This is a genomic window from Trinickia sp. (assembly GCF_051953955.1).
In the GTDB taxonomy this organism is placed as follows: Bacteria; Pseudomonadota; Gammaproteobacteria; order Burkholderiales; family Burkholderiaceae; genus Trinickia.
Genome location: NZ_JBQCIF010000055.1, coordinates 46365 through 65637 on the forward strand (window position 1 = coordinate 46365; position 19273 = coordinate 65637).

The window sequence follows — 19273 nt, forward strand, 5'->3', positions numbered from 1 at the left end:
ATCCATGACATTTTCGACGATGACGCCGACTCTTCCAGATACCGCCGTCGCTCCGGCATGCCCGAGCGCGAGCGCGAGCGATACCGCATTTCCGCCCGTCGACGACGTGCTGCCGCACCGCGGCACGATGCGTCTCGTGGACGAAATCGTCGCCTGCAGCGACGACGCGGTCGCGGTGCTCTGCCGCGTCGATCGCCACGCGTGGTACGCGGACGCGCAAGGCGCGATGCCGGCCTGGCTCGGGATCGAGCTGATGGCGCAGGCGATCGCCGCGCACGTCGGCTTGATCGCGATGCGTGCGGGCGGCCGGGCAAGACCGGGCGTGCTGCTCGGTGCGAGCCGCTACGAAGCGCATGCGCCTTCGTTCGCGCCGGGTACGCGTTTGCGCATCGAGGCCGTGGAGGTCCTCAAGAGCGAGCAGGGCCACGGGGCCTACGAGTGCACGATCGCCTCCGACGATCGATGCCTGGCGCAAGCCGTCGTAAAGGTATTCCAACCGACCGATTTCCACGCATTCATCGAAGGGAGCTTCACGTCATGACCAGCCGACGCGTTCTCGTTACCGGCGCAAGCCGCGGCATCGGCCGCGCCATCGCCTATCGCCTCGCCGCCGACGGCTTTGCCGTCAGCGTGCATTGCAGGAGCGGCGTCAGCGAGGCCCAGGCCGTGGTCGATTCGATCGTGGCGCAAGGCGGCCGCGCGAACCTCGTGCGCTTCGACGTGCGCGACCGGGCAGCGTGCCGTGCCGCGCTGGAGGCCGAGCTCGCGCGCGACGGCGCGTATTACGGCATCGTCCTGTGCGCGGGGCTCACGCGCGACGCCGCATTTCCGGCGTTGACGGACGAGGATTGGGACGCCGTCATCGAAACGGGCTTGGACGGGTTCTACAACGTCGTTCATCCGCTGACGATGCCGATGGTGCGTGCCCGGCAGGGCGGCCGCGTCGTCACGATCGCGTCCGTCTCCGGCGTGATGGGCAACCGCGGCCAGGTCAATTACAGCGCGGCCAAGGCAGGGCTGATCGGGGCGACGAAGGCGCTTGCGGTCGAACTCGCTTCGCGGCGCATTACCGTCAACTGCGTGGCCCCCGGCCTCATCGACACGGAGATGCTCGCCGGGCTCGAGCATCTCGAGCAGGCACTGCAGACGGTGCCGATGGGCCGCGTCGGCCGTCCCGACGAAGTCGCGGCGACGGTCGGCTTCTTGATGTCGGATGCGGCGTCGTACATCACGCGCCAGGTCATCGGCGTCAACGGCGGGATGATTTGATGAGGCGCGTCGTCATCACGGGAATGGGGGGCGTGACCGCTTTCGGCTCACGCTGGGAGGAAATCGAAGCGTCATTGCGGGCAGGGCGCAATGCGGTGCGCTGCATGCCCGAATGGGACTACTTCTCGTCGCTTCATACGCGCCTCGCGTGCCCGTTGCCGGGATTCGAGGTGCCGCCGGCGTATCCGCGCAAGAAGACGCGATCGATGGGGCCGGTCTCGCTGTATGCCGTGCGTGCGAGCGAGCTCGCCTTGCACGATGCGGGGCTTGCCGGCGAACCCTCGATCGCCGATGGGCGGATGGGCGTCGCCTATGGTTCGTCGTCGGGCTCCGTGCAGCCGATTCGCGGATTCGGCCGGATGCTCGAGACCGGTTCGATGCTCGATGTCACGTCGAACAGCTACATCCAGATGATGCCGCACACGACGGCCGTAAACGTCGGCCTCTTCTGGGACTTGAAGGGCCGCGTCATCCCGACGTCGTGCGCCTGCGCCTCGGGCAGCCAGGCCATCGGCTACGCCTACGAGGCGATCGCCACGGGCAAGCAAACGCTGATGCTCGCAGGCGGCGCCGAGGAGCTGTCGGCGCCGGCCGTCGCCGTGTTCGACGCGCTCTATGCGACGAGCACGCGCAACGACAGCCCGCATTCGACGCCGCGCCCGTTCGATGCGGCCCGCGATGGGCTCGTCGTCGGCGAGGGTGCGGCGACGCTCGTGCTCGAAGAGTACGAGCACGCCCGTGCGCGCGGCGCCGCGATCCACGCGGAAATCGCCGGCTTCGGGTGCAATTCCGACGGCGCGCACATGACGCAGCCGACCGCGGCCACGATGGCGCAGGCGATGCGGATGGCGCTCGCCGATGCGCAACTGCCGCCCGAGGCGATCGCCTACGTGAATGCGCACGGCACCTCGACCGATCGCGGCGACGTGGCCGAAAGCCACGCCACGGCGGCCGTGTTCGGCGATGCGATGCCGATCAGCTCGCTCAAGAGCTATGTCGGCCACACGCTCGGCGCCTGCGGTGCACTCGAGGCCTGGTGGACGATCGAGATGATGAAGCGCAACTGGTACGCGCCGACGCTGAACCTGTCGACGGTCGATCCGGCCTGCGCGCCGCTCGACTACATCATGCACGAGGGGCGGGCGATCGACGCCGAGCATGTGATGAGCAATAACTTCGCATTCGGCGGCATCAATACGTCGCTGATCTTCAAGCGGTGGCGATGAGCGTAGCGATGCGCCCCGATACGCAGCGTGTCGTCGTCACCGGCATGGGCATCGTCTCGTGCCTCGGCAACTCGCTCGCGGCCGTGACCGATGCGTTGCGTGCGGGCCGTTCCGGCGTCGTGCACATCGAAGCTTGGGCCGAGCGCGGCTTCGGGAGCCAGGTCGCGGGGGCCGCATCGGTCGCCGGCGAAACGCCGTTCGACCGCAAGTTCGAGCGCTTCATGGGGGATACGGCGCGCTTCGCGTGCCATGCCGCGCGCATGGCGATCGACGATGCGCGCCTCTCGCCTCTTGCGCTGCGCTCGCCGGCGGCCGGCGCGGTGATCGGCTCGGGCGCCGGGGCGCTGTCCGCCTACGATGCCGCGATTGCGCTCGTCGCCGCGCGCGGCGTCGAGCGCGCTCCGCCGTTCGTCGTGCCGCAGGCCATGAGCAGCACGGTATCGGCGAACGTCGCGCACGTCTTCGGATTGGAGGGCGTCTGCTATACGCCGTCGTCCGCCTGCACGACTTCCGCCCTTGCGATCGGCCAGGCCATACAGTTGATCCAAAGCGAGCGCCAGCAGATCGTGTTGACGGGCGGCAGCGAAGAGTTGCACGAGAACACGGCGCTGATGTTCGATGCAATGGGCGTGCTCTCGCGCGGATTCAACGACACGCCGCAACGTGCATCGCGTCCATACGATGCCGCCCGCGACGGCTTCGTGCTCGGCTCGGGGGCCGGCGTGCTCGTGCTCGAATCGCTCGCGCATGCGCGCTCGCGCGGTGCCCGGATCTACGCGGAATTGACGGGATTCGGCCAAGCCACCGATGCGCGGGCGATGGTGGCGCCCGGTGCGGCAGGCATTGCTCGCGCCGTCAGAGCGGCCGTCGACGAAGCTGGCGTTCGGCCCGACTACGTGAATACCCATGCACCGTCGACGCCCCTCGGCGATGCGCACGAGCTCGACGCGCTCGTTGCCGTGTTCGGCGAACGCGTGCCGTCCTTTTCGTCGACGAAGGGGCTGACGGGGCACCCGCTCGCGGTGGCTGGCGTGCACGAGGCGATCTATACGCTGTTGATGATGCGCGAGGGGTTCATCGCAGGCAGCGCCGGCATCGAATCGCTCGATGCGTGCGCGGCGGGCATGCCGCTCGTGCGCTCGACGTGCTCGGCCTCGCTCGCCACGGCGATGTCGGTGTCGTTCGGGTTCGGCGGCAGTTGCGCGAGCTTGATGTTCGGTGCCTGCGAGGGCGCGTGAAGGCAATGACGAGACGCTTCGCTCTATTTTTGACGTGACGACGACGGGGGTAATGCGATGAAACTGAAACATCTGATCATGCTGGCGGCGACAGCGGCCGCGATGCCTGCGGCCATGGCGCATACGCACACGACGACCTATCCGCTGCAGCCGGTGCTCGATGCACAGCCTGCCGACGGCAAAGTCGCATTCTACTTCGGCGACGCGGCGCATCCGCCCGTTACCGCCTCGCACGGCGAAGAGAGCGAACCGATGCGCTACGCGCGCAAGCTCGACGATGAAACGACATCTTGCAATGCGGCGCTGAAGCAAGCGCTCGCGGTGCTGCGCCAGGACGCGATCAATCATGGCGCCAACGCCGTCATCGACATCGAGACGAGTTTCCACGGGACGCACACTCGCTCGGCAACCGAATTCACTTGCGCCACGAGCTATAGCGCCGCCGCACTGAGGGTGCACGGCGAGATGGTCACGCTCGGGCCGAAGTGAAACCCGCCGGGCTTGGCGGCTCGGCCCGGCGAACCGCAGTTCCTCAACTCAAAAATAAACAGGAATAACCAGAATGAAACGTCATCTGAAGCTGGCCGCCATCGTTGCACTCTCGCTGATGGCCACGCAGGCATTCGCCCGAAATTCCGTGGAAACGTACTCGATCGACAGCGCGCTGAGCTCGGGCGATGGCAAGATCGATCCTGACGTCGCGTTGTATTTTGCCGGCCAGCGGCATCCCACCGTGCTCAAGAAAATGAGCGAAGCGGCGACGAACCTGAAGACGAGCGCCTTCGGTCTCAGCGACGAAGCGGCATGCCAGCATGTGTTCTTGTCGGCCGTGATCGCTTTGCAAAAGCGCGCGCGCGAACAGGGCGGCAACGCCGTGATCAACATCAAGAGCAATTACCAGAACCGTCTCACCGAGAGCGCGACGGAGTTTACGTGCGGCGCCGGCGCGGTCATAGCCGGTGTCGCGCTCAAGGGCGACGTCGTGACGTTGAGGAAGTAAGCGGCGCCGCGGCGGGCACGGCAACGGCAGCGCCGTCGTGCCGGCCCGGCGGCGCTGGGTTCGGGCCGATCAGAGCGGCTTGCGGGCGGCGACGTTCACGAGCGTCTCGCGTCGCTTGCCGGGCTTGGGATGGTGAAGGCCGATTCGCTCGAGCAAGCCGAAATCCTTGGCGCGGCTCCACCACAAATAGGGCAGCGAGACGTTGTCCTTCGTGAACGCAAACCCGCGTGAACGCAGCATCGCGAGATAACCGTCGGCGCTTTTTTGCACGTGCATCGGATGCCGGAACAGAAGACGGATGACCCACGACTTGATGTAGGCGTCGGTCGATTCGGCGAACAGCAGCACGCCGCCCGGCTTCAGCACGCGCCAAAAGGCGTCGAGCGCGCGTTCTTGCTCGACGAGGTGATGGAACGTCTGATGGCAAAAGACGATGTCGGCGCTCGCATCGGGCAGCGGCAGCGCGGCGCAGTCGCCTTTCGTGACCTCGACGTCGACGCTGCTTTCGGTGTCCGCGCGCAAGCGATCGGCGGCTTGCTCGGAGAGCGCGAGCGACGGCTCGTGGCAATCGATTCCGACGATGCGGCTGGGCCCGAATGCGCGGGCGAGCAGTTTGAACGAGATGCCTTGCCCGCAGCCGACGTCGACGATGACGGGCGCGTGCGGGAGCGGGGCGTCGATGAGGCGCTTCAGATCGTCGATGGCCACGCGCAGCACGTGGTGCTCCCACGTATGCGTGCGCAGGAACCAGACGCCGAACGCCGTTTCGGGCACGAAGGTCGAGCGCAAGGCGGGCATGGAATGGGTTGACACGTCGGCTTCCCCGGAGAAGGTTGTTGTAGTGAGCGGATTGTAATCGGAACGAATAAAGACGTGCATCGAAGAGGCCTCGCGGCCTATCTAAAGTCGAAGTAAGGAATCGAGAAGGTGAAACCAACGATGAATACAGCATTCGGGGAAATTCAGCATGCGGACGTCGCCGTCATCGGCGCAGGACCCGCAGGGGCCGTCGCGGCTGCGTTGCTCGCACGCGCGGGCCGCTCGGTGCTCGTGCTGGAGCGTCAGCATTTCCCGAGATTTTCGATCGGCGAGAGCTTGTTGCCGCAAAGCATGGCCTACCTCGAGGAGGCCGGCATGTTGCAGGCCGTCGTCGAGGCCGGCTTTCAATACAAGAACGGCGCGTCGTTCGTGCACGGCGAGAAGACGGCATCGTTCGACTTCCGCGACAAGCATTCCGAAGGGTGGGGCACGACCTTTCAGGTCGAGCGCGCCGCGTTCGATCAACTGTTGATACGCCGAGCGGCCGATCAAGGGGCGCAAGTGCGCTTCGGCCATACGGTGCGCTCGATCGAGACCGGCGATGCGCCGATCCTCGAAGTGCAGGACGAAGCGGGTAGCGTGTATCGTGTCGCCTCGCGCTTCGTCTTCGACGCGAGCGGCTTCGGCCGCGTGCTGCCGCGGCTACTCGACCTCGAAACGCCGTCGCGCATGCCCGCGCGCGCGGCGCTGTTCTCCCACGTGCAGGACGCGCTGCCTGCCGGCAGCACGGATCGCGACAAGATCTGCGTCGCCGTGCATCCCGAGCGCCGCGACGTGTGGTACTGGATGATTCCGCTGGCAGGCGGGCGCACCTCCGTCGGATGCGTGGCCGACGCCGCGTTTCTCGACGTGCCGGACGCCGCGCGCGAAGCCAAGCTGCGCGAACTGATGCGCGCCGAGCCGACGGTTGCACGGTTGATCGGCGACGCGCCGTTCCTCATGCCCGTCAACCGGATCGGCGGCTACTCCGCCAACGTCGAACGCTTGCACGGCCCCGGCTATGCGCTGCTCGGCAATGCCGGTGAGTTTCTCGATCCCGTGTTTTCGTCGGGCGTCACGATCGCGCTGCGCTCGGCTCATCTCGCGACGCAAACGCTTCTGCGCCAACTCGACGGCGAACGCGTCGATTGGGCCGCCGATTACGAAACGCCGCTGCGCAAGGGCATCGACACGTTCCGCGTTTTCGTCGAGCGCTGGTACACGGGTGAGTTGCAGGACATCATCTTCTATCAGAATCAAGCGCCGAAGATCCGGCGGATGATCAGCTCGATTCTGGCCGGCTATGCATGGGACGAAAGCAATCCCTACGTCGCCGATCCCGTGCGGCGGTTCAATGCGTTGCACGAAGTCTGCACGATGACGACGGCTTGATCGCTCAGCCAGCCTACCGTTGCACCACCGCGCACCGCACCACCGCACCACCGCGGTACGTCAGTCCGCGGCGGTGCGGCAACGGTGCACGCCCCGATCATGGCGTGCGCACTCAAGCTCGCCGATGCACGCGCTTGCCCGCCGCATAGGTTTCGAGCACGGCCCGATCGTCGCCTAGCATCGCGAACGCGAACAGCCACTCCTCTGGCGATTGCGCGAGCCCCGTGCGGCGCGCGAGCAAGGGCGTCGCTTCCGGATCGAGGACGATGAAATCGGCTTCCGAGCCGGGCCGCAACGTCCCGATCGTTTCATCGAGCCCGAGCGCTTGTGCGGCGCCGGCCGTGGCGAGCCAGAACAGGCGCGCGGCCGTCAGATGGTGTCCCGTCATGCGCGCGACCTTATGCGCTTCGTTCATCGTCTGCAGCATCGAGAACGAGGTGCCGCCGCCAACGTCCGTGCCGAGTGCGATGGGCATCTTCGCTGCAGCGGCCTTTTCGAAGTCGAACAGGCCGCTGCCGAGGAACAGATTCGACGTGGGGCAGTGCGAAGCCACGGCGCCCGTTTCCGCCATGCGCGCGCGATCGCTCTCGTCCAAATAGATGCAATGTCCGTAGACGGCGCGCCGGCGCAGCAAGCCGTAGTGTTCGTAGACGTCGAGGTAGCTGCGATGGCCAGGGAACAGCGCCTTCACCCACTTGACCTCGTCGGTGTTCTCCGAGACATGGCTCTGGATGAAGACATCGGGGTGCAAGCGCGCGAGCGCGCCGCATGCTTCGAGCTGCTCGGGCGTCGAGGTCGGCGCGAAGCGCGGCGTGAGCGCGTAGAGCTGGCGGCCGCGTTTGTGCCAACGCTCGATCAGTGCGGCACTGTCGTCGTAGCCCGAGCGCGCGGTGTCGCGCAGGAACTCGGGGCAGTTGCGATCCATGAGCACCTTGCCTGCCACCATGCGCAGATTGCGCGCCTCGCTTGCCTCGAACAACGCGTCGGCCGAACCTTTGTGCACCGTGCAGTAGACGAGCGCCGTGGTCGTTCCGCAAGCAACGAGCTGATCGAGGAAGAATTCGGCGACGCTCGACGCGTGCGCGGGATCGGCGAAGCTGCGCTCGGTCGGGAACGTGTAGGTATCGAGCCACGGCAGCAGCCCCGCCGCGGGCGAGGCGATCATCTCCGTTTGCGGATAATGCACGTGCGTATCGATGAAGCCGGGGGCGATCAGCATGCCGGGCCGCTCGACGATGGCCGTGCCCGGCGTGATTTCGCCGCGCAGCGCGGCATACGAGCCCGCCGCGACGACGCGCTCGCCTTCGATGACGAGCAATCCGTCTTCCTCGAAACATGCGCCGCCCGCTGTGGTGGCCGGGTCGCCTACGAAGGTCAGCAATTTGGCGCGAAATGCGGTGCGCTGTGCGTTATGACTCATGATGGAACGTCTCTCTCTGTCTCAGTGCAACGAAAAAACGTGGTCGGCGCGACGCGCGGGCGAGCGTCGTCCTCGTTGCGCGCGCAACGAAAAGGCAACGTGGCCGGATGACGGCGGCTGGCTTATCGGGGGCCGCGCCGGTGAATCAATGTGGCGCCGGGTTCACCTGCCCCCAATAGGCGTCGAGCTTGTCGATGAGGGCCTGCCGCTCGACGGGCGTGACGAACGATGCCTCGAAGCCGTTGCGCAGGATCGTGTACACCTCGTGTTCGTTCAGCTCGAGCGCTTCTGCCGTCGCGAAGTAGTTGGCGTTGACGTAGCCGCCGAAGTAGGCGGGATCGTCGGAGTTCACGGTGACCGCCACGCCCTGCGCCAGCAGTTGCTTGAGCGTGTGCTGCTTCATGTCGTCGAAAACGCGCAGCTTGATGTTCGAAAGCGGGCACACGGTCAACGCGATGCGCGAATCGGCCAGGCGCGCGACGAGCGCAGGATCTTCGATGCTGCGCACGCCATGATCGACACGATCGACCTTGAGCACGTCGAGCGCTTCGTGGACATAGGCAGGCGGCCCTTCCTCGCCGGCGTGCGCGACGAGCTTCAACCCTCGTGCACGGGCTTTCGCGAAGACCCGCTCGAACTTCGACGGCGGGTGGCCGCGCTCCGACGAATCGAGCCCGACGCCGATGAGACGATGCGCGTACGTATCGAAGAGCGGCAGCGCCGCTTCGTAGGTCGCGAGCGCATCGGCTTCGGTCAGGTGCCGCAAGAAGCAGAGAATGAGCTTGCTCGTCAGCCCGCGCTGCTCGCCTTCGGCCAAGGCGCGCTCGATGCCGGCCACGGCCGTGCTGACTGCGACGCCGCGTTCCGTATGCGTTTGCGGGTCGAAGAAAATTTCGGCATGGACGACGTTGTCGGCCAGGGCTCGCTCGACGTAAGCCGCCGTCATCGTGTAGAAATCTTCTTCTGTCAGCAGCACGCTTGCGCCGGCATAGTAGATGTCGAGAAACGACTGCAGGTCGGTGAACTCGTAGGCGCGCTTCAAGGCCTCGATCGATTCGTAAGACAGCTTGACTCCGTTGCGCTTGGCGAGTTCGAAAATGACCTCGGGCTCGAGCGAGCCTTCTATATGGATGTGCAGTTCGGCTTTCGGTGCGCCGGCGATTTTTTCAGCAAGTATCGGTGTCATGGTCGGTCAGCGGTTGCAGCATGGAAAACGGTTGATCCGGCACGGCCGGGGGTGCGGCCCGTGCGGCTTCGACGGCTTGCAGCAGTTGCGCGGCGGCGGAAAGCGCGATGACTTCGGGCGCTTTGTCGTCGATGCCGTCGATGCCGATCGGGCACGCCATGCGGGCGATGCGCGCGGGGTCGATGCCGTGTGCGGCGAGCCGTTGCTCGAATTGCCTACGCTTCGTGCGCGAGCCGATCATGCCGAAAAACAGAAAATCGTCGCGTCGCAGGATGCGCTCCGCCAGCACGAGATCGCGCGCATGGTCGTGCGTCATCACGACGAATGCCGTGCCCGGCGGAGCGGTATCGACTGCGTCCTCGGGCGCGGCCTTCACGTCGATCGTCACGTTGGCCCATTGAGCGCGCGCAAGCTGCGGCGGAAATTTCGTCGCGTCGGCATCGATCCAACTCACGCGGCACGGCAGCGTCGAGAGCACGCGCGCAAACGCCGTCCCGACCGCTTCGGCACCGAACAGCACAACGGGAAAATCGCGCGCAGCGATCGTCTCGGTCAGTTGCACGTCGCCTTCGTCGAAGCCTGCGCCGTCCCAGAGCAGGCACTCGGGCGCTCGAGTACCGGGGTCGGCATCGGCCAGCCGCACGGGTTCGTGCGAGGGGCTGAACGAAACGCTGCGCTGCGTGGTGGTGCCGGCGTGCACGCGTTTGGCGAGCGCGGCGACCCAATCGAGGTCTCTGACGTCGAGGCGCTCGAAGGCAAGCACCACGGCACCGCCGCAGCATTGGCCGAGGCTCGGTCCGAGCGACAGCCGCTCGAGCCGGCGCAGGTGCGGCACCCGCATGCCGTCTCGCAGCACCTCGCGCGCGATTTCGATTGCCCGCCATTCGAGGTGGCCGCCCCCGATCGTGTAGCGGGCGCTCTCGCGCGTGACGATCATCTTCGCGCCGGCCTCGCGCGGTGCCGAGCCTTCGGCGCGGGCAACCGTCACGAGCACGACGGCGTCGCCGCGCGTGAGCAATTGCTGCAAATCGGTGAGCCAGGGTTGCATGCGTTCGTCGTGCTCCGTTCAGATCAGATCAGATCGCGCCCGATGTGCTCGTGGCCGCCGGCGGCGAACTCGCAGCCGCGAGGGCAGTGCCGTTCGTCGCTGCATGGTTCGTGCCATCGTCGCTCGATGCGCGATAGCGTTCGAGTGTCATGAGAATCGTTTCCGCAGTGGCGGGCGCATCGAGCGGCGGTGCGCGACGGGCGCCCGGCGCTGCCGCGGCCAACGCATCGCGCAGTGCCAGGAACACCGAGAACGAGAGCAGCAGCGGCGGTTCGCCCACGGCCTTCGAGCGAAAGATCGTCGGCTCGGCGTTTTCGTTGGCATAGAGCCGCACGTCGAACGCGGCGGGCGTATCGCTGATCGCCGGAATCTTGTAGGTCGAGGGCGCGTGTGTCATCAGCCGGCCCTCGCCGTTCCACCAGAGCGTCTCGGTCGTGAGCCAGCCCATGCCTTGAATGAAGCCGCCCTCGATCTGGCCGATGTCGATGGCCGGATTGATCGAGCGCCCGACGTCGTGCAGCAAGTCGGCGCGCACGAGCTTGGATTCGCCGGTCAGCGTATCGACGACGACCTCGGACACCGCCGCGCCGTAGGCGAAGTAGTAGAAGGGATGGCCCGTCATCGAATTGGCGTCCCAATGAATCTTCGGGGTGGCGTAGAACCCGTCCGACCACAATTGCACGCGCGCAAGATAGGCCGCACCGACGAGTTGGGCGAACGTCATCGACCCGTCTTTCCCGATGACTTGCCCATGCTCGAAGCGCACGTTCACTGCTTCGCCGCCGAGTGTGCGGGCTGCCAGCTCGGCAAGCCGCTCGCGGATCTTCGATGCAGCGGCTTGCGCCGCTTTGCCGTTCAGGTCGCTGCCCGTCGAGGCTGCCGTAGCCGAGGTGTTCGCCACCTTCGACGTATCGGTCGCCGTGACGCGCACCTGCGCGAGCGGCAGCCCGAACGCGTGCGCGACGACCTGCGCGACTTTCGTGTTGACGCCCTGGCCCATTTCGGTGCCGCCGTGATTGACGAGCACTGAGCCGTCGCGATAGACGTGCACGAGTGCGCCGGCTTGATTCAAGAATTCGACGTTGAACGAAATGCCGAACTTGACGGGCGAGAACGCCAGCCCGCGCTTCAGGACCGGGCTCGTTGCGTTGAAGGCGGCGATGGCCGCGCGGCGCGTGCGGTAGCCGCTCGTTTCGATGAGCCGGCCCGTGAGCGGCGCGAGTATGTTGTCTTCGACGCGTTGGCCGTAAGGCGTGACGTCCCGCTCGCCGATGCCGTAGTAGTTGATCATGCGCACATCTAGCGGGTCGCGGCCGAGCGAGCGCGCGATGCCGTCCAGCACGACCTCGGTGACGAGCGCGCCTTGCGGGCCGCCGAAGCCGCGAAAGGCCGTGTTCGATTGCGTGTTCGTCTTGCACAGCAGCGCGACGATCTCGACGTCCTGAAGGAAATAGGCGTTATCGACGTGACAGACAGCGCGCGTGGCGACGGCGCCCGACAAGTCGGCCGAATAGCCGGCCCGCAGCGCGATTTCGACGCGCAGACCGAGCACGCGCCCGTCGTCGTCGTAGCCGGCTTCGTAACGGTAGAGCGCGTCGTGACGCTTGCCCGTGATGAGGAAGTCGTCATCGCGGTCGACGCGCAGTTTCACCGGGCGCCCAAGGCGCGTGCAGGCCAACGCGGCCACGCAGGCGAACAGCGCCGATTGCGATTCCTTGCCGCCGAAGCCGCCGCCCATCCGCCGGCATTCGCAGACGACGTTGTGTGCGGGCCAGCCGAGCATATGCGCGACGACGGCCTGCATTTCGCTCGGATGCTGCGTCGAGCTGTAGACGTGAACGCCGTTGCCCTCGGTCGGCACTGCGTAGGCGACTTGTCCTTCCAGATAGAACTGTTCCTGGCCGCCGACCTCGAATTCACCGGCCAACCGATGCGGCGCGTGCGCGATGCGCTCGGCGGGCGAGCCCCGTGTCAGGCGTTGCGGCGGCAGCACGTAATGGTGCCGGGCGCGGGCCTCGGAAACGGTCAGCACGGGCTCGAGCTGTTCGTATCGGACGACGTCGTCGAGCTTGGCGAGCGCCGCGGCCCGGCGCGCAAGCTCGTATGAAGCGGCGACGACGGCGAAGACGGGTTGGCCCAGATATTGAACGAGATCGCCCGGCAGGATCGGGTCGTCGTGCACGACGGGGCCGCAATTGTTTTCGCCGGGAATGTCGGCCGCGCTGAAAACGGCGATGACGCCCGGTGCTTCGCGCACCGCCGTCAGATCGAGCGAAACGATGCGAGCGTGGGCATGGCGCGAGAGACCCAGCGCGGCATACAACGTGCCCTCGAGTTCGGGCAAGTCGTCGGTGTAGCGCGCTTCGCCACTGACGTGCAGTTCGGCCGATTCATGCGGGAGCGGCACGCCGATCGCGGCTTCGGCGGCACTGGCCGCGATCGGCGGCGCAGACGCCGGCATCGGCGCATCGGTGCGTAAATTCATGGCGCCTCCTGCGCCTGCGTCTGCGTCTGCGCGTCGCTGAACGCGAAAGCGTCGACTTCGGCGAGCGCGAGCGGCGCATGCTCACGTGTTTCGAGCCAGAACCGCAGCAGCAGGTTGCGCGCGACCGTCGAGCGATAGCCGCTCGATGCGCGCAGGTCGGTCAGCGGTTCGTAGTCGGTCGCGAGCGCATCCATGGCCCGATGCGCTTCCTGCTCGTCCCATGCGCCGCCGGTCAGCGCGGATTCGGCGTGCGTGGCACGTTTGGGCGTGGCCGCCATGCCGCCGAATGCGATCCGTGCGTTCGCGACGGTGCCGTCGACGACGTCGATCGCGAACGCGGCGCAGACGGCGGAAATATCCTGGTCGTAGCGCTTGGACACCTTGTAGGTTCGAAACCGCAGCGTGGGCGCCGGACGCGGGATGCGCAGTGCTACGACGAATTCGCCCGGCTCGAGCGCCGTCTTCTGATAGCCGAGGTAGAACGCCTCGAGCGGCATCGAGCGCGTTTCGCGGCCGCGGCGCAGCACGATCTGCGCATCGAGCGCGATCAGCGCGGGCATCGAGTCGCCGATCGGCGAGCCGTTCGCCACGTTGCCGCCGAGCGTGCCGGCATTGCGCACGGGCAGCGAGGCAAATCGTTTGCCGAGTTCGGCAAGCTCGGGGTAATCGACGACGAGCGCGGCGTAGGCCAGCTCGAGCGTGACGGCTGCGCCGATCGTCAACGTCGTGGCATCGCGCTCGATCGCGCGAAGCTCGGCGACATGGCCGGTATAGAGCAAATCGCCGAGATCGCGCAGTTGCTTCGTGGCCCAGAGCCCGACGTCGGTACTGCCCGCGAGCACGAGCGCGTCGGCATGTTCGCTGCGCAGTTCGGCGAATGCGTCGAGCGAGCTCGGCGCCCAAAAGCGGTGTTCGCCGAACGCGCTGCCGCGCACGTCCGGGCCCGCATAGGCGAACGTTTCGCGCGGGGCGCGCTGGATTCGACGCAGGGCCTGCGCGATCGACGCGCGATCGAGCGCGGCATGCGCGTAGCGCTCGCTATCGAGCATCTGCTGCGCGGCTTCGATGATCGGCCGGTAGCCCGTGCAGCGGCACAGATTGCCCGAGAGCGCGGTGGCGATCTCGTCGCGCGTCGGCAGCCCCGCGCCAGCCGGATGGTTCTCGTAGAGCGCCCACATCGACATGGCGAAGCCGGGCGTGCAAAAGCCGCATTGCGAGCCGTGGCAATCGACGAGCGCCTGCTGGACAGGATGCAACGCGCCGTCGGCTGCACGGAGGTCTTCGACGGTGAACAGCGCGCAGCCGTCGAGCGTGGGCAAAAAACGGATGCAGGCGTTGACGGCGGCGAGCGAGAGCTCGCCCTCGCCATCGAGCTCGCCGACGACGACCGTGCATGCGCCGCAATCGCCTTCCGCGCATCCTTCCTTGGTGCCCGTGCAGCGCAAATCGTCGCGCAGATGCTGCAGCACGGTGCGCGTGACCGGCGCGTCCGAGATCTCGCGAATGGCGCCGCGGTAGTAGAAGCGGATGGGATGCGTCTTCAAAGCCGAATCCTCGAAAGTGGGACCAGGCGCGCGTTACGCGATGGCCGAAGCCTCGCGCACGTGGATCGCCATCCTTGCACGACCGAAGATAGCACCGACGGACGGCAACGACATCGTTCGTTGCTGATGAGCGCTATTCGTGGGACGCCATGACGCCGCTCGCGGCATGGCGCCGTTTCGTCCCTCAGATGGCGTGCAGGCGCCGCCGGCCGCGCCGGCGCCAAAGGCTTGTCGCGACGGGCACGAACGTCAGCACGAACGCGATCAACGCCCAGCCGGGCAGCAAAATGCCGAGAATCGGCGGGTAGACCGTTTCGCACAGGCCCCCGACCTTGAAGACGCTCGGCAGCCAATGCGCTGGCGGCAGGCTGTCCACGACGGGCTGCAGCGCATCGAAGCCGCAGCTGAAGCCCGGATTCAATTGGATGTAGAGATGTCGGGCCGCGCCTGCGATGCCGCCGACGGCGGCGATCGCGATCAGCGTCTCGAACAGTGCAATGCCGCGCCAGCCTTTGCGTGCGGCACCCACGAACGCGAACAGCGCAATCAGCAGGAACAGATAGCGCTGGATGATGCACAGCGGGCAAGGGTCCTCGTGCAGAGCGAACTGCAGGTACAGCGCGCCGCCGACGAGGGCTAGGCAAACGAACCCGAGCAGCACGAGGAGGCTGCGCTCGCGGCGCAGCGAGGATGAATCGTTCATGAGGGGCGCAGGCTCCGAAATGGAAATCGGTAAATTCTATGTGCTTTCGCTTAAATCGTCGTTAAACCCGGCAAATCGTGACTCCCGGTTCGGCGTGCGCTGACGGGCGGCGCGGCGGCAATCGTCCGGTGGCTCTCGCTGGCCACTTGCCGCCGGACCGGACAGGGATCGTCAGCGGATCGATTCGAGCACGCGTTCGACGGCGAGCGCCGTGGCCAGCAAGGCGTCATCGGCATGCGGAGCGGCCGCGAGCATGAGGCCGACCGGTGCTTGACCGCGCGGGTGGCACGGCAGGGATACCGCGCAGGCGTCGAGCAGGTTGAAGACGCTCGGGTTGCGCAGGATGAGCGCATTGATGCGCGCGTAGGCGGCATCGTCGGCATCGCAGTCGGCGACGCGTGGCGGCACGATCGGGACCGTCGGCGCGACGATCGCATCGAAGCGACGCCACAGCGTCCGCTGCGCCGTATCGAGCAGCGCGGCGCGCTCGGCCAGCAATTCGAGGTAATCCGCGGCCCGCGCCGCTTCGCCTTTCCGGATGCGGGCGAGTACGCGCGGATCGTAGCGCTCGCCGTGCCGTTCGATGAGCGGGCGGTGCCATGCATAGGCTTCCATCGCCGAAAAGCCGAAGCGATTGATCGACGCGAGTTGTTCGAGCGGGGCGAAATGGACGTCGGCGAGGACCGCACCGGCCGCTTCCAGGTGCTTCGTCGCCGTTTCGACGGCGGCGGCCACGGCCGGCTCGACGTCGTCGGTGACGTAGTGCGTGAGAACGCCGAGACGCAGGCCTTCGAGCGGCCGCGCTTCGGGCACTTGGGGCGCCATGCCCGCGAGGATGCGGTCCACGAGCGCACAGCACGAAACGGAGACGCCGATCGGCCCGAACGAGTCGAGCGTCGTCGATAGCGGCACCGCGCCTTGCCGGGGGATGCGGCTCGCGGTCGGCTTGAAGCCCGTGAGCCCGCACAGCGCGGCGGGGATGCGGATCGATCCGCCCGTGTCGCTGCCCAGTGCGATTGCCGCCATGCCGTCCGCCACCGAGGCCGCCGCGCCCGAGGACGACCCGCCGGCGATGCGAGCCTCGCCCGGTTCATTGCGCCGATAGGGCGAGAGCGGCGTGCCGTAGTGCGGATTCAGCCCGAGCCCCGAGTAGGCGAACTCGGTCATGTTCGTGCGTCCGACGATGACCGCGCCCGCGCGCCGCAGGCGGGCTACGGCGGGCGCGTCCGCGCTCGCGGGCGAGGCGTCGGCGAGCACGCGGGAGCCCGCGCGCGTCACCTGGCCCTCGACGTCGAACAGGTCTTTCACCGAAATCGGCATGCCGGCGAGCGGGGACAGCACAGTGCCGGCGGCACGCAAGCGATCGAGTGCATCGGCGCTCGCGCGTGCGCGCTCGCCATCCACCTGCAGAAAGACGGTCGAGCCTTGCCCGGCGGGATCGGCGATGCGCTCGAGCGCGGTTTCGACTAGCGCGCGGCTCGTCGTGCGGCCTTGTGCCAAATCGGCGGCGAGGCGGGCGAGCGGCGGAAACGGAACGAAATCGGTAGCCATGGATGTCTAGTGGAAGCGAACGAGGCAGGCTGCGCGGCGCCGTTGCAATGGCGCGCACCACGCGGATAGGTGCGGCTGCGACGGGAGAAGCGTTGCCGCAGCGACCCATGTGCAAACGATTGTAGCTGCTGGCCCCGTTTTGCGTGGGCAACGTATCGGCGCGGTAATTTGCGACCGATCGCCGCGCTGACGGATAATGAACCCAATTCCATCGCTTCGCGTACGAGACGCGCCTGCCCATCGTCATGAGCGAAAACACGCCGCCGAACGCCGGTCGCCCCGGCATAGAATCGCCCGCCCCGTCCACGGATGTGTCGTCGGATACGCCGAGAAGCACGCCGCCGACGCCTGCCACACCTGTTCCGCCATTGCGTTCTTCGCCGTCTTCGATCGACGCTTCGCGGCCGCCGCCCGGCTCGGATGCCAGTGCCGCCGGCGCCGAGCCGACGGAGCCGCCTCCCGGTTCACCGGGCTCGACGGACATCGCGTCCACGTCGAATGCCACCGATACGCCCAGTGCGGCTTCGCGCGCCGCATCCGATGCCCTCGAGTCGGCATCCGCCGTCGAATCGACCGTCGGGACGCCACCCGCGACGACACACGAGGCCGATGCCGCGCAGGCACGAAGCTCGGCCGCCGCCGATACGGCAGCGCAAGAACAGGCGGCGCAGACTGCACATGCGTCGGCGTCGGCGGCTACCCGTCCGCCCGGTGCGCCGCCGCCTGGCTTCGGCGCGCCGCCCGACTTCGATACGCCGCGGCCTCCCCCGGCCGGCACCGTGGCGCAGACGCAGCCCGCCTATCTGCGGCACAACGATTCGGCATGGTCCGTCTTGGGCCGGACCATCGCTGCGCGCGCGCGGCAGCTATTCGACCGTGCTGGGCAGCGCATTACGCAACGCACGCTGCGGATCGGCGTCTCGGCGCGGATCTTCCATCCCGAGCCCGGGGCGCGTGGGCTGCGCGGCAAAACGCTGCAGTACCTCGAGGAGTCGGTCGCGCACTGGGTCATGTCGCGTGATGTGATGGTCTTCATGATCCCGACCGTCGGTCATCAAGGGATGCTGCATCCGAGCAACATCCGCTTACGCGACTACGCGAAGCATTTGGACGGACTGCTGCTGCAAGGCGGCGCGGACGTGTCCCCGCAGACTTACGCGGCCAGCGACATGCGGCCCGAATGGCCCGGCGACCGCGTGCGCGACATGTACGAGCTCGAGCTGCTCTACGAATTCATCGAGTCGGGCAAGCCCGTGCTGGGCATTTGCCGCGGCTGCCAACTCATCAATGTCGCGTTCGGCGGCACGCTCTATCAAGACATCGCCACCGAGGTCCCGACTGCCGGCGTTCACGTCAGCGAGTTCTACGATCAGCATCGGCACGCCGTGCGCTTCCCCGACGGCTCCACGCTCGCGAGCATGTTTCCGGGGCGCCGCGAGGCGGTGGTGAACTCGATCCATCACCAGGCCGTGAAAACGCTGGGGCGCGACCTCAATATCGAGGCCGTCTCGGCGGGCGACGGGCTCATCGAGGCCGTCCGCTACCGGCGCGCACCGTTCGTGGTGGGGGTGCAGTGGCACCCCGAGTTTCACCGCGCGGGCGGGGACGAATTGTTGGATTGCACGCCCATCCTGGATACGTTCTTGCGCGCGGCGCGCGAGACGCGGTTCTGATCGGCGACGTAATGCGTCGCTCGTCGCTGATCGTTCGATGCAAAAAGTGTTGACACGTTTCTGCGGTTTATACATAATCTCGCTTCTCCGGTGAACACGCACTAGCGTGTGAGTCAGGGAAGCAAACTGCGGGAGTAGCTCAGTTGGTAGAGCGCAACCTTGCCAAGGTTGAGGTCGCGAGTTCGAGACTCGTCTCCCGCTCCAGTTTCGATACGGTGTGTCGTGCGGAGCGATCCGTCGAGGCGCCGGCAGTAGCAGGTAGGAATACGCGGGAGTAGCTCAGTTGGTAGAGCGCAACCTTGCCAAGGTTGAGGTCGCGAGTTCGAGACTCGTCTCCCGCTCCAGGTATAGGGGAAGCTAGGCTTCCCTTTTTGTTTAGCGGCCCGCGTAGGCCAGCTGAACTGATCACCGGGACATTGCGCAACTGCGTGGCGTCGATGCTCCGGCAAATCCGCTTTCGGCGCGATAGCAAAGCGGTTATGCAGCGGCCTGCAAAGCCGTGTAGGCCGGTTCGACTCCGGCTCGCGCCTCCAAGACAAAACCCTGACCAGTTTCGGCTCGTCAGGGTTTTTCATTTTTAGCTTTTCAGAGTTCAGCGGCAGCGCTTGGCCGTATTCCTCGGTCGCCCTCTCGGGGGGCGCGAGTCCCGAATCAAAGCGGAAGCGGGTGCCTACCGGGACGCGCCACCTAACAGCTTGATGCCTGCGATTCCGAAGGCCGCTGCAAGACACCCTTCGAGC

At 66.6% G+C, this 19273-nt stretch carries 16 protein-coding genes and 3 tRNA genes; 11 read left to right on the plus strand and 8 right to left on the minus strand.

Annotation, left to right across the window (positions count from 1 at the left end):
• Positions 1 to 19: 19 nt before the first annotated feature.
• The 6 genes from ACTHNZ_RS10465 to ACTHNZ_RS10490 all read left to right on the plus strand — a co-directional run bounded on the left by ACTHNZ_RS10465 (position 20) and on the right by ACTHNZ_RS10490 (position 4733).
• Positions 20 to 541 carry a hotdog family protein gene (locus tag ACTHNZ_RS10465; RefSeq protein WP_440542442.1) on the plus strand — a complete coding sequence of 174 codons (522 nt, stop codon included), beginning with the start codon at positions 20 to 22 and terminating at the stop codon, positions 539 to 541.
• Positions 538 to 1269, plus strand: coding sequence for a 3-ketoacyl-ACP reductase FabG2 (locus ACTHNZ_RS10470; protein WP_440542425.1), 732 nt, complete (start codon positions 538 to 540; stop codon positions 1267 to 1269). Before ACTHNZ_RS10465 ends, ACTHNZ_RS10470 begins: the two co-directional genes overlap by 4 nt.
• The gene (locus ACTHNZ_RS10475; RefSeq protein ID WP_440542426.1) at positions 1269 to 2495 is read left to right on the plus strand and encodes a beta-ketoacyl-ACP synthase; all 1227 of its coding nucleotides are present in this window, start codon (positions 1269 to 1271) and stop codon (positions 2493 to 2495) included. Before ACTHNZ_RS10470 ends, ACTHNZ_RS10475 begins: the two co-directional genes overlap by 1 nt.
• A complete protein-coding gene (locus ACTHNZ_RS10480; RefSeq protein WP_440542427.1) occupies positions 2492 to 3733 on the plus strand; it encodes a beta-ketoacyl synthase N-terminal-like domain-containing protein in 1242 nt (413 codons plus the stop codon). The genes ACTHNZ_RS10475 and ACTHNZ_RS10480 overlap by 4 nt, the downstream gene beginning before the upstream one ends.
• Before the next feature lie 57 nt (positions 3734 to 3790).
• Positions 3791 to 4222 carry a hypothetical protein gene (locus tag ACTHNZ_RS10485; RefSeq protein WP_440542428.1) on the plus strand — a complete coding sequence of 144 codons (432 nt, stop codon included), beginning with the start codon at positions 3791 to 3793 and terminating at the stop codon, positions 4220 to 4222.
• Between the two features lie 73 nt (positions 4223 to 4295).
• On the plus strand, positions 4296 to 4733 hold the full coding sequence (locus tag ACTHNZ_RS10490; RefSeq protein WP_440542429.1) for an excinuclease ABC subunit A: 438 nt from the start codon (positions 4296 to 4298) through the stop codon (positions 4731 to 4733).
• Between the two features lie 69 nt (positions 4734 to 4802).
• Here ACTHNZ_RS10490 and ACTHNZ_RS10495 read toward each other — a convergent pair whose 3' ends face one another.
• Positions 4803 to 5531, minus strand: coding sequence for a class I SAM-dependent methyltransferase (locus ACTHNZ_RS10495; protein WP_440542443.1), 729 nt, complete (start codon positions 5529 to 5531; stop codon positions 4803 to 4805).
• Positions 5532 to 5672: 141 nt separating this feature from the next.
• Between ACTHNZ_RS10495 and ACTHNZ_RS10500 the strand changes: the two genes are divergently transcribed.
• Positions 5673 to 6923, plus strand: a complete 1251-nt coding sequence (locus ACTHNZ_RS10500) for an NAD(P)/FAD-dependent oxidoreductase (protein WP_440542430.1) — start codon at positions 5673 to 5675, stop codon at positions 6921 to 6923.
• A 112-nt stretch (positions 6924 to 7035) separates the two neighbouring features.
• Here the strand turns inward: ACTHNZ_RS10500 and guaD are convergent, their stop codons facing one another.
• The 7 genes from guaD to ACTHNZ_RS10535 all read right to left on the minus strand — a co-directional run bounded on the left by guaD (position 7036) and on the right by ACTHNZ_RS10535 (position 16860).
• A complete protein-coding gene (guaD, locus tag ACTHNZ_RS10505; protein WP_440542431.1) occupies positions 7036 to 8343 on the minus strand; it encodes a guanine deaminase in 1308 nt (435 codons plus the stop codon).
• 145 nt (positions 8344 to 8488) lie between these two features.
• On the minus strand, positions 8489 to 9529 hold the full coding sequence (locus ACTHNZ_RS10510) for an adenosine deaminase (protein WP_440542432.1): 1041 nt from the start codon (positions 9527 to 9529) through the stop codon (positions 8489 to 8491).
• Positions 9510 to 10577 (minus strand): xanthine dehydrogenase accessory protein XdhC, encoded by a 1068-nt coding sequence (gene xdhC / locus ACTHNZ_RS10515; RefSeq protein ID WP_440542433.1) that lies wholly within the window; start codon positions 10575 to 10577, stop codon positions 9510 to 9512. Before xdhC ends, ACTHNZ_RS10510 begins: the two co-directional genes overlap by 20 nt.
• A gap of 28 nt (positions 10578 to 10605) precedes the next feature.
• A complete protein-coding gene (xdhB, locus tag ACTHNZ_RS10520; protein WP_440542434.1) occupies positions 10606 to 13062 on the minus strand; it encodes a xanthine dehydrogenase molybdopterin binding subunit in 2457 nt (818 codons plus the stop codon).
• Positions 13059 to 14606, minus strand: a complete 1548-nt coding sequence (gene xdhA, locus ACTHNZ_RS10525) for a xanthine dehydrogenase small subunit (protein ID WP_440542435.1) — start codon at positions 14604 to 14606, stop codon at positions 13059 to 13061. Before xdhA ends, xdhB begins: the two co-directional genes overlap by 4 nt.
• Positions 14607 to 14790: 184 nt before the next feature.
• On the minus strand, positions 14791 to 15309 hold the full coding sequence (locus ACTHNZ_RS10530; protein WP_440542436.1) for a disulfide bond formation protein B: 519 nt from the start codon (positions 15307 to 15309) through the stop codon (positions 14791 to 14793).
• A gap of 171 nt (positions 15310 to 15480) precedes the next feature.
• Positions 15481 to 16860, minus strand: a complete 1380-nt coding sequence (locus ACTHNZ_RS10535) for an amidase (RefSeq protein WP_440542437.1) — start codon at positions 16858 to 16860, stop codon at positions 15481 to 15483.
• Between the two features lie 245 nt (positions 16861 to 17105).
• On the opposite strand from ACTHNZ_RS10535, the gene ACTHNZ_RS10540 reads away from it, so the two are divergent.
• From ACTHNZ_RS10540 to ACTHNZ_RS10555, 4 genes are all read left to right on the plus strand, one after another.
• Positions 17106 to 18533: a gamma-glutamyl-gamma-aminobutyrate hydrolase family protein gene (locus ACTHNZ_RS10540; RefSeq protein ID WP_440542438.1), complete on the plus strand. Its 1428-nt coding sequence runs from the start codon at positions 17106 to 17108 to the stop codon at positions 18531 to 18533.
• 128 nt (positions 18534 to 18661) lie between these two features.
• Positions 18662 to 18737 (plus strand) — tRNA-Gly (locus ACTHNZ_RS10545).
• A gap of 64 nt (positions 18738 to 18801) precedes the next feature.
• Positions 18802 to 18877: transfer RNA gene (locus ACTHNZ_RS10550), tRNA-Gly, on the plus strand.
• Positions 18878 to 18992: 115 nt separating this feature from the next.
• Positions 18993 to 19066 (plus strand) — tRNA-Cys (locus ACTHNZ_RS10555).
• The last annotated feature ends 207 nt before the right edge of the window (positions 19067 to 19273 follow it).

Bases quoted from the DNA above. Each gene is read 5' to 3' on its own strand.
- ACTHNZ_RS10480 (WP_440542427.1), top strand. From the start codon at position 2,492: ATGAGCGTAGCGATGCGCCCCGATACGCAGCGTGTCGTCGTCACCGGC.
- ACTHNZ_RS10475 (WP_440542426.1), top strand. From the start codon at position 1,269: ATGAGGCGCGTCGTCATCACGGGAATGGGGGGCGTGACCGCTTTCGGC.
- ACTHNZ_RS10495 (WP_440542443.1), bottom strand. From the start codon at position 5,531: ATGCCCGCCTTGCGCTCGACCTTCGTGCCCGAAACGGCGTTCGGCGTC.
- ACTHNZ_RS10510 (WP_440542432.1), bottom strand. From the start codon at position 9,529: ATGACACCGATACTTGCTGAAAAAATCGCCGGCGCACCGAAAGCCGAA.
- ACTHNZ_RS10470 (WP_440542425.1), top strand. From the start codon at position 538: ATGACCAGCCGACGCGTTCTCGTTACCGGCGCAAGCCGCGGCATCGGC.
- xdhB (WP_440542434.1), bottom strand. From the start codon at position 13,062: ATGAATTTACGCACCGATGCGCCGATGCCGGCGTCTGCGCCGCCGATC.
- xdhC (WP_440542433.1), bottom strand. From the start codon at position 10,577: ATGCAACCCTGGCTCACCGATTTGCAGCAATTGCTCACGCGCGGCGAC.
- ACTHNZ_RS10500 (WP_440542430.1), top strand. From the start codon at position 5,673: ATGAATACAGCATTCGGGGAAATTCAGCATGCGGACGTCGCCGTCATC.
- ACTHNZ_RS10465 (WP_440542442.1), top strand. From the start codon at position 20: ATGACGCCGACTCTTCCAGATACCGCCGTCGCTCCGGCATGCCCGAGC.
- guaD (WP_440542431.1), bottom strand. From the start codon at position 8,343: ATGAGTCATAACGCACAGCGCACCGCATTTCGCGCCAAATTGCTGACC.
- ACTHNZ_RS10540 (WP_440542438.1), top strand. From the start codon at position 17,106: ATGAGCGAAAACACGCCGCCGAACGCCGGTCGCCCCGGCATAGAATCG.
- ACTHNZ_RS10535 (WP_440542437.1), bottom strand. From the start codon at position 16,860: ATGGCTACCGATTTCGTTCCGTTTCCGCCGCTCGCCCGCCTCGCCGCC.
- ACTHNZ_RS10530 (WP_440542436.1), bottom strand. From the start codon at position 15,309: ATGAACGATTCATCCTCGCTGCGCCGCGAGCGCAGCCTCCTCGTGCTG.
- ACTHNZ_RS10490 (WP_440542429.1), top strand. From the start codon at position 4,296: ATGAAACGTCATCTGAAGCTGGCCGCCATCGTTGCACTCTCGCTGATG.
- ACTHNZ_RS10485 (WP_440542428.1), top strand. From the start codon at position 3,791: ATGAAACTGAAACATCTGATCATGCTGGCGGCGACAGCGGCCGCGATG.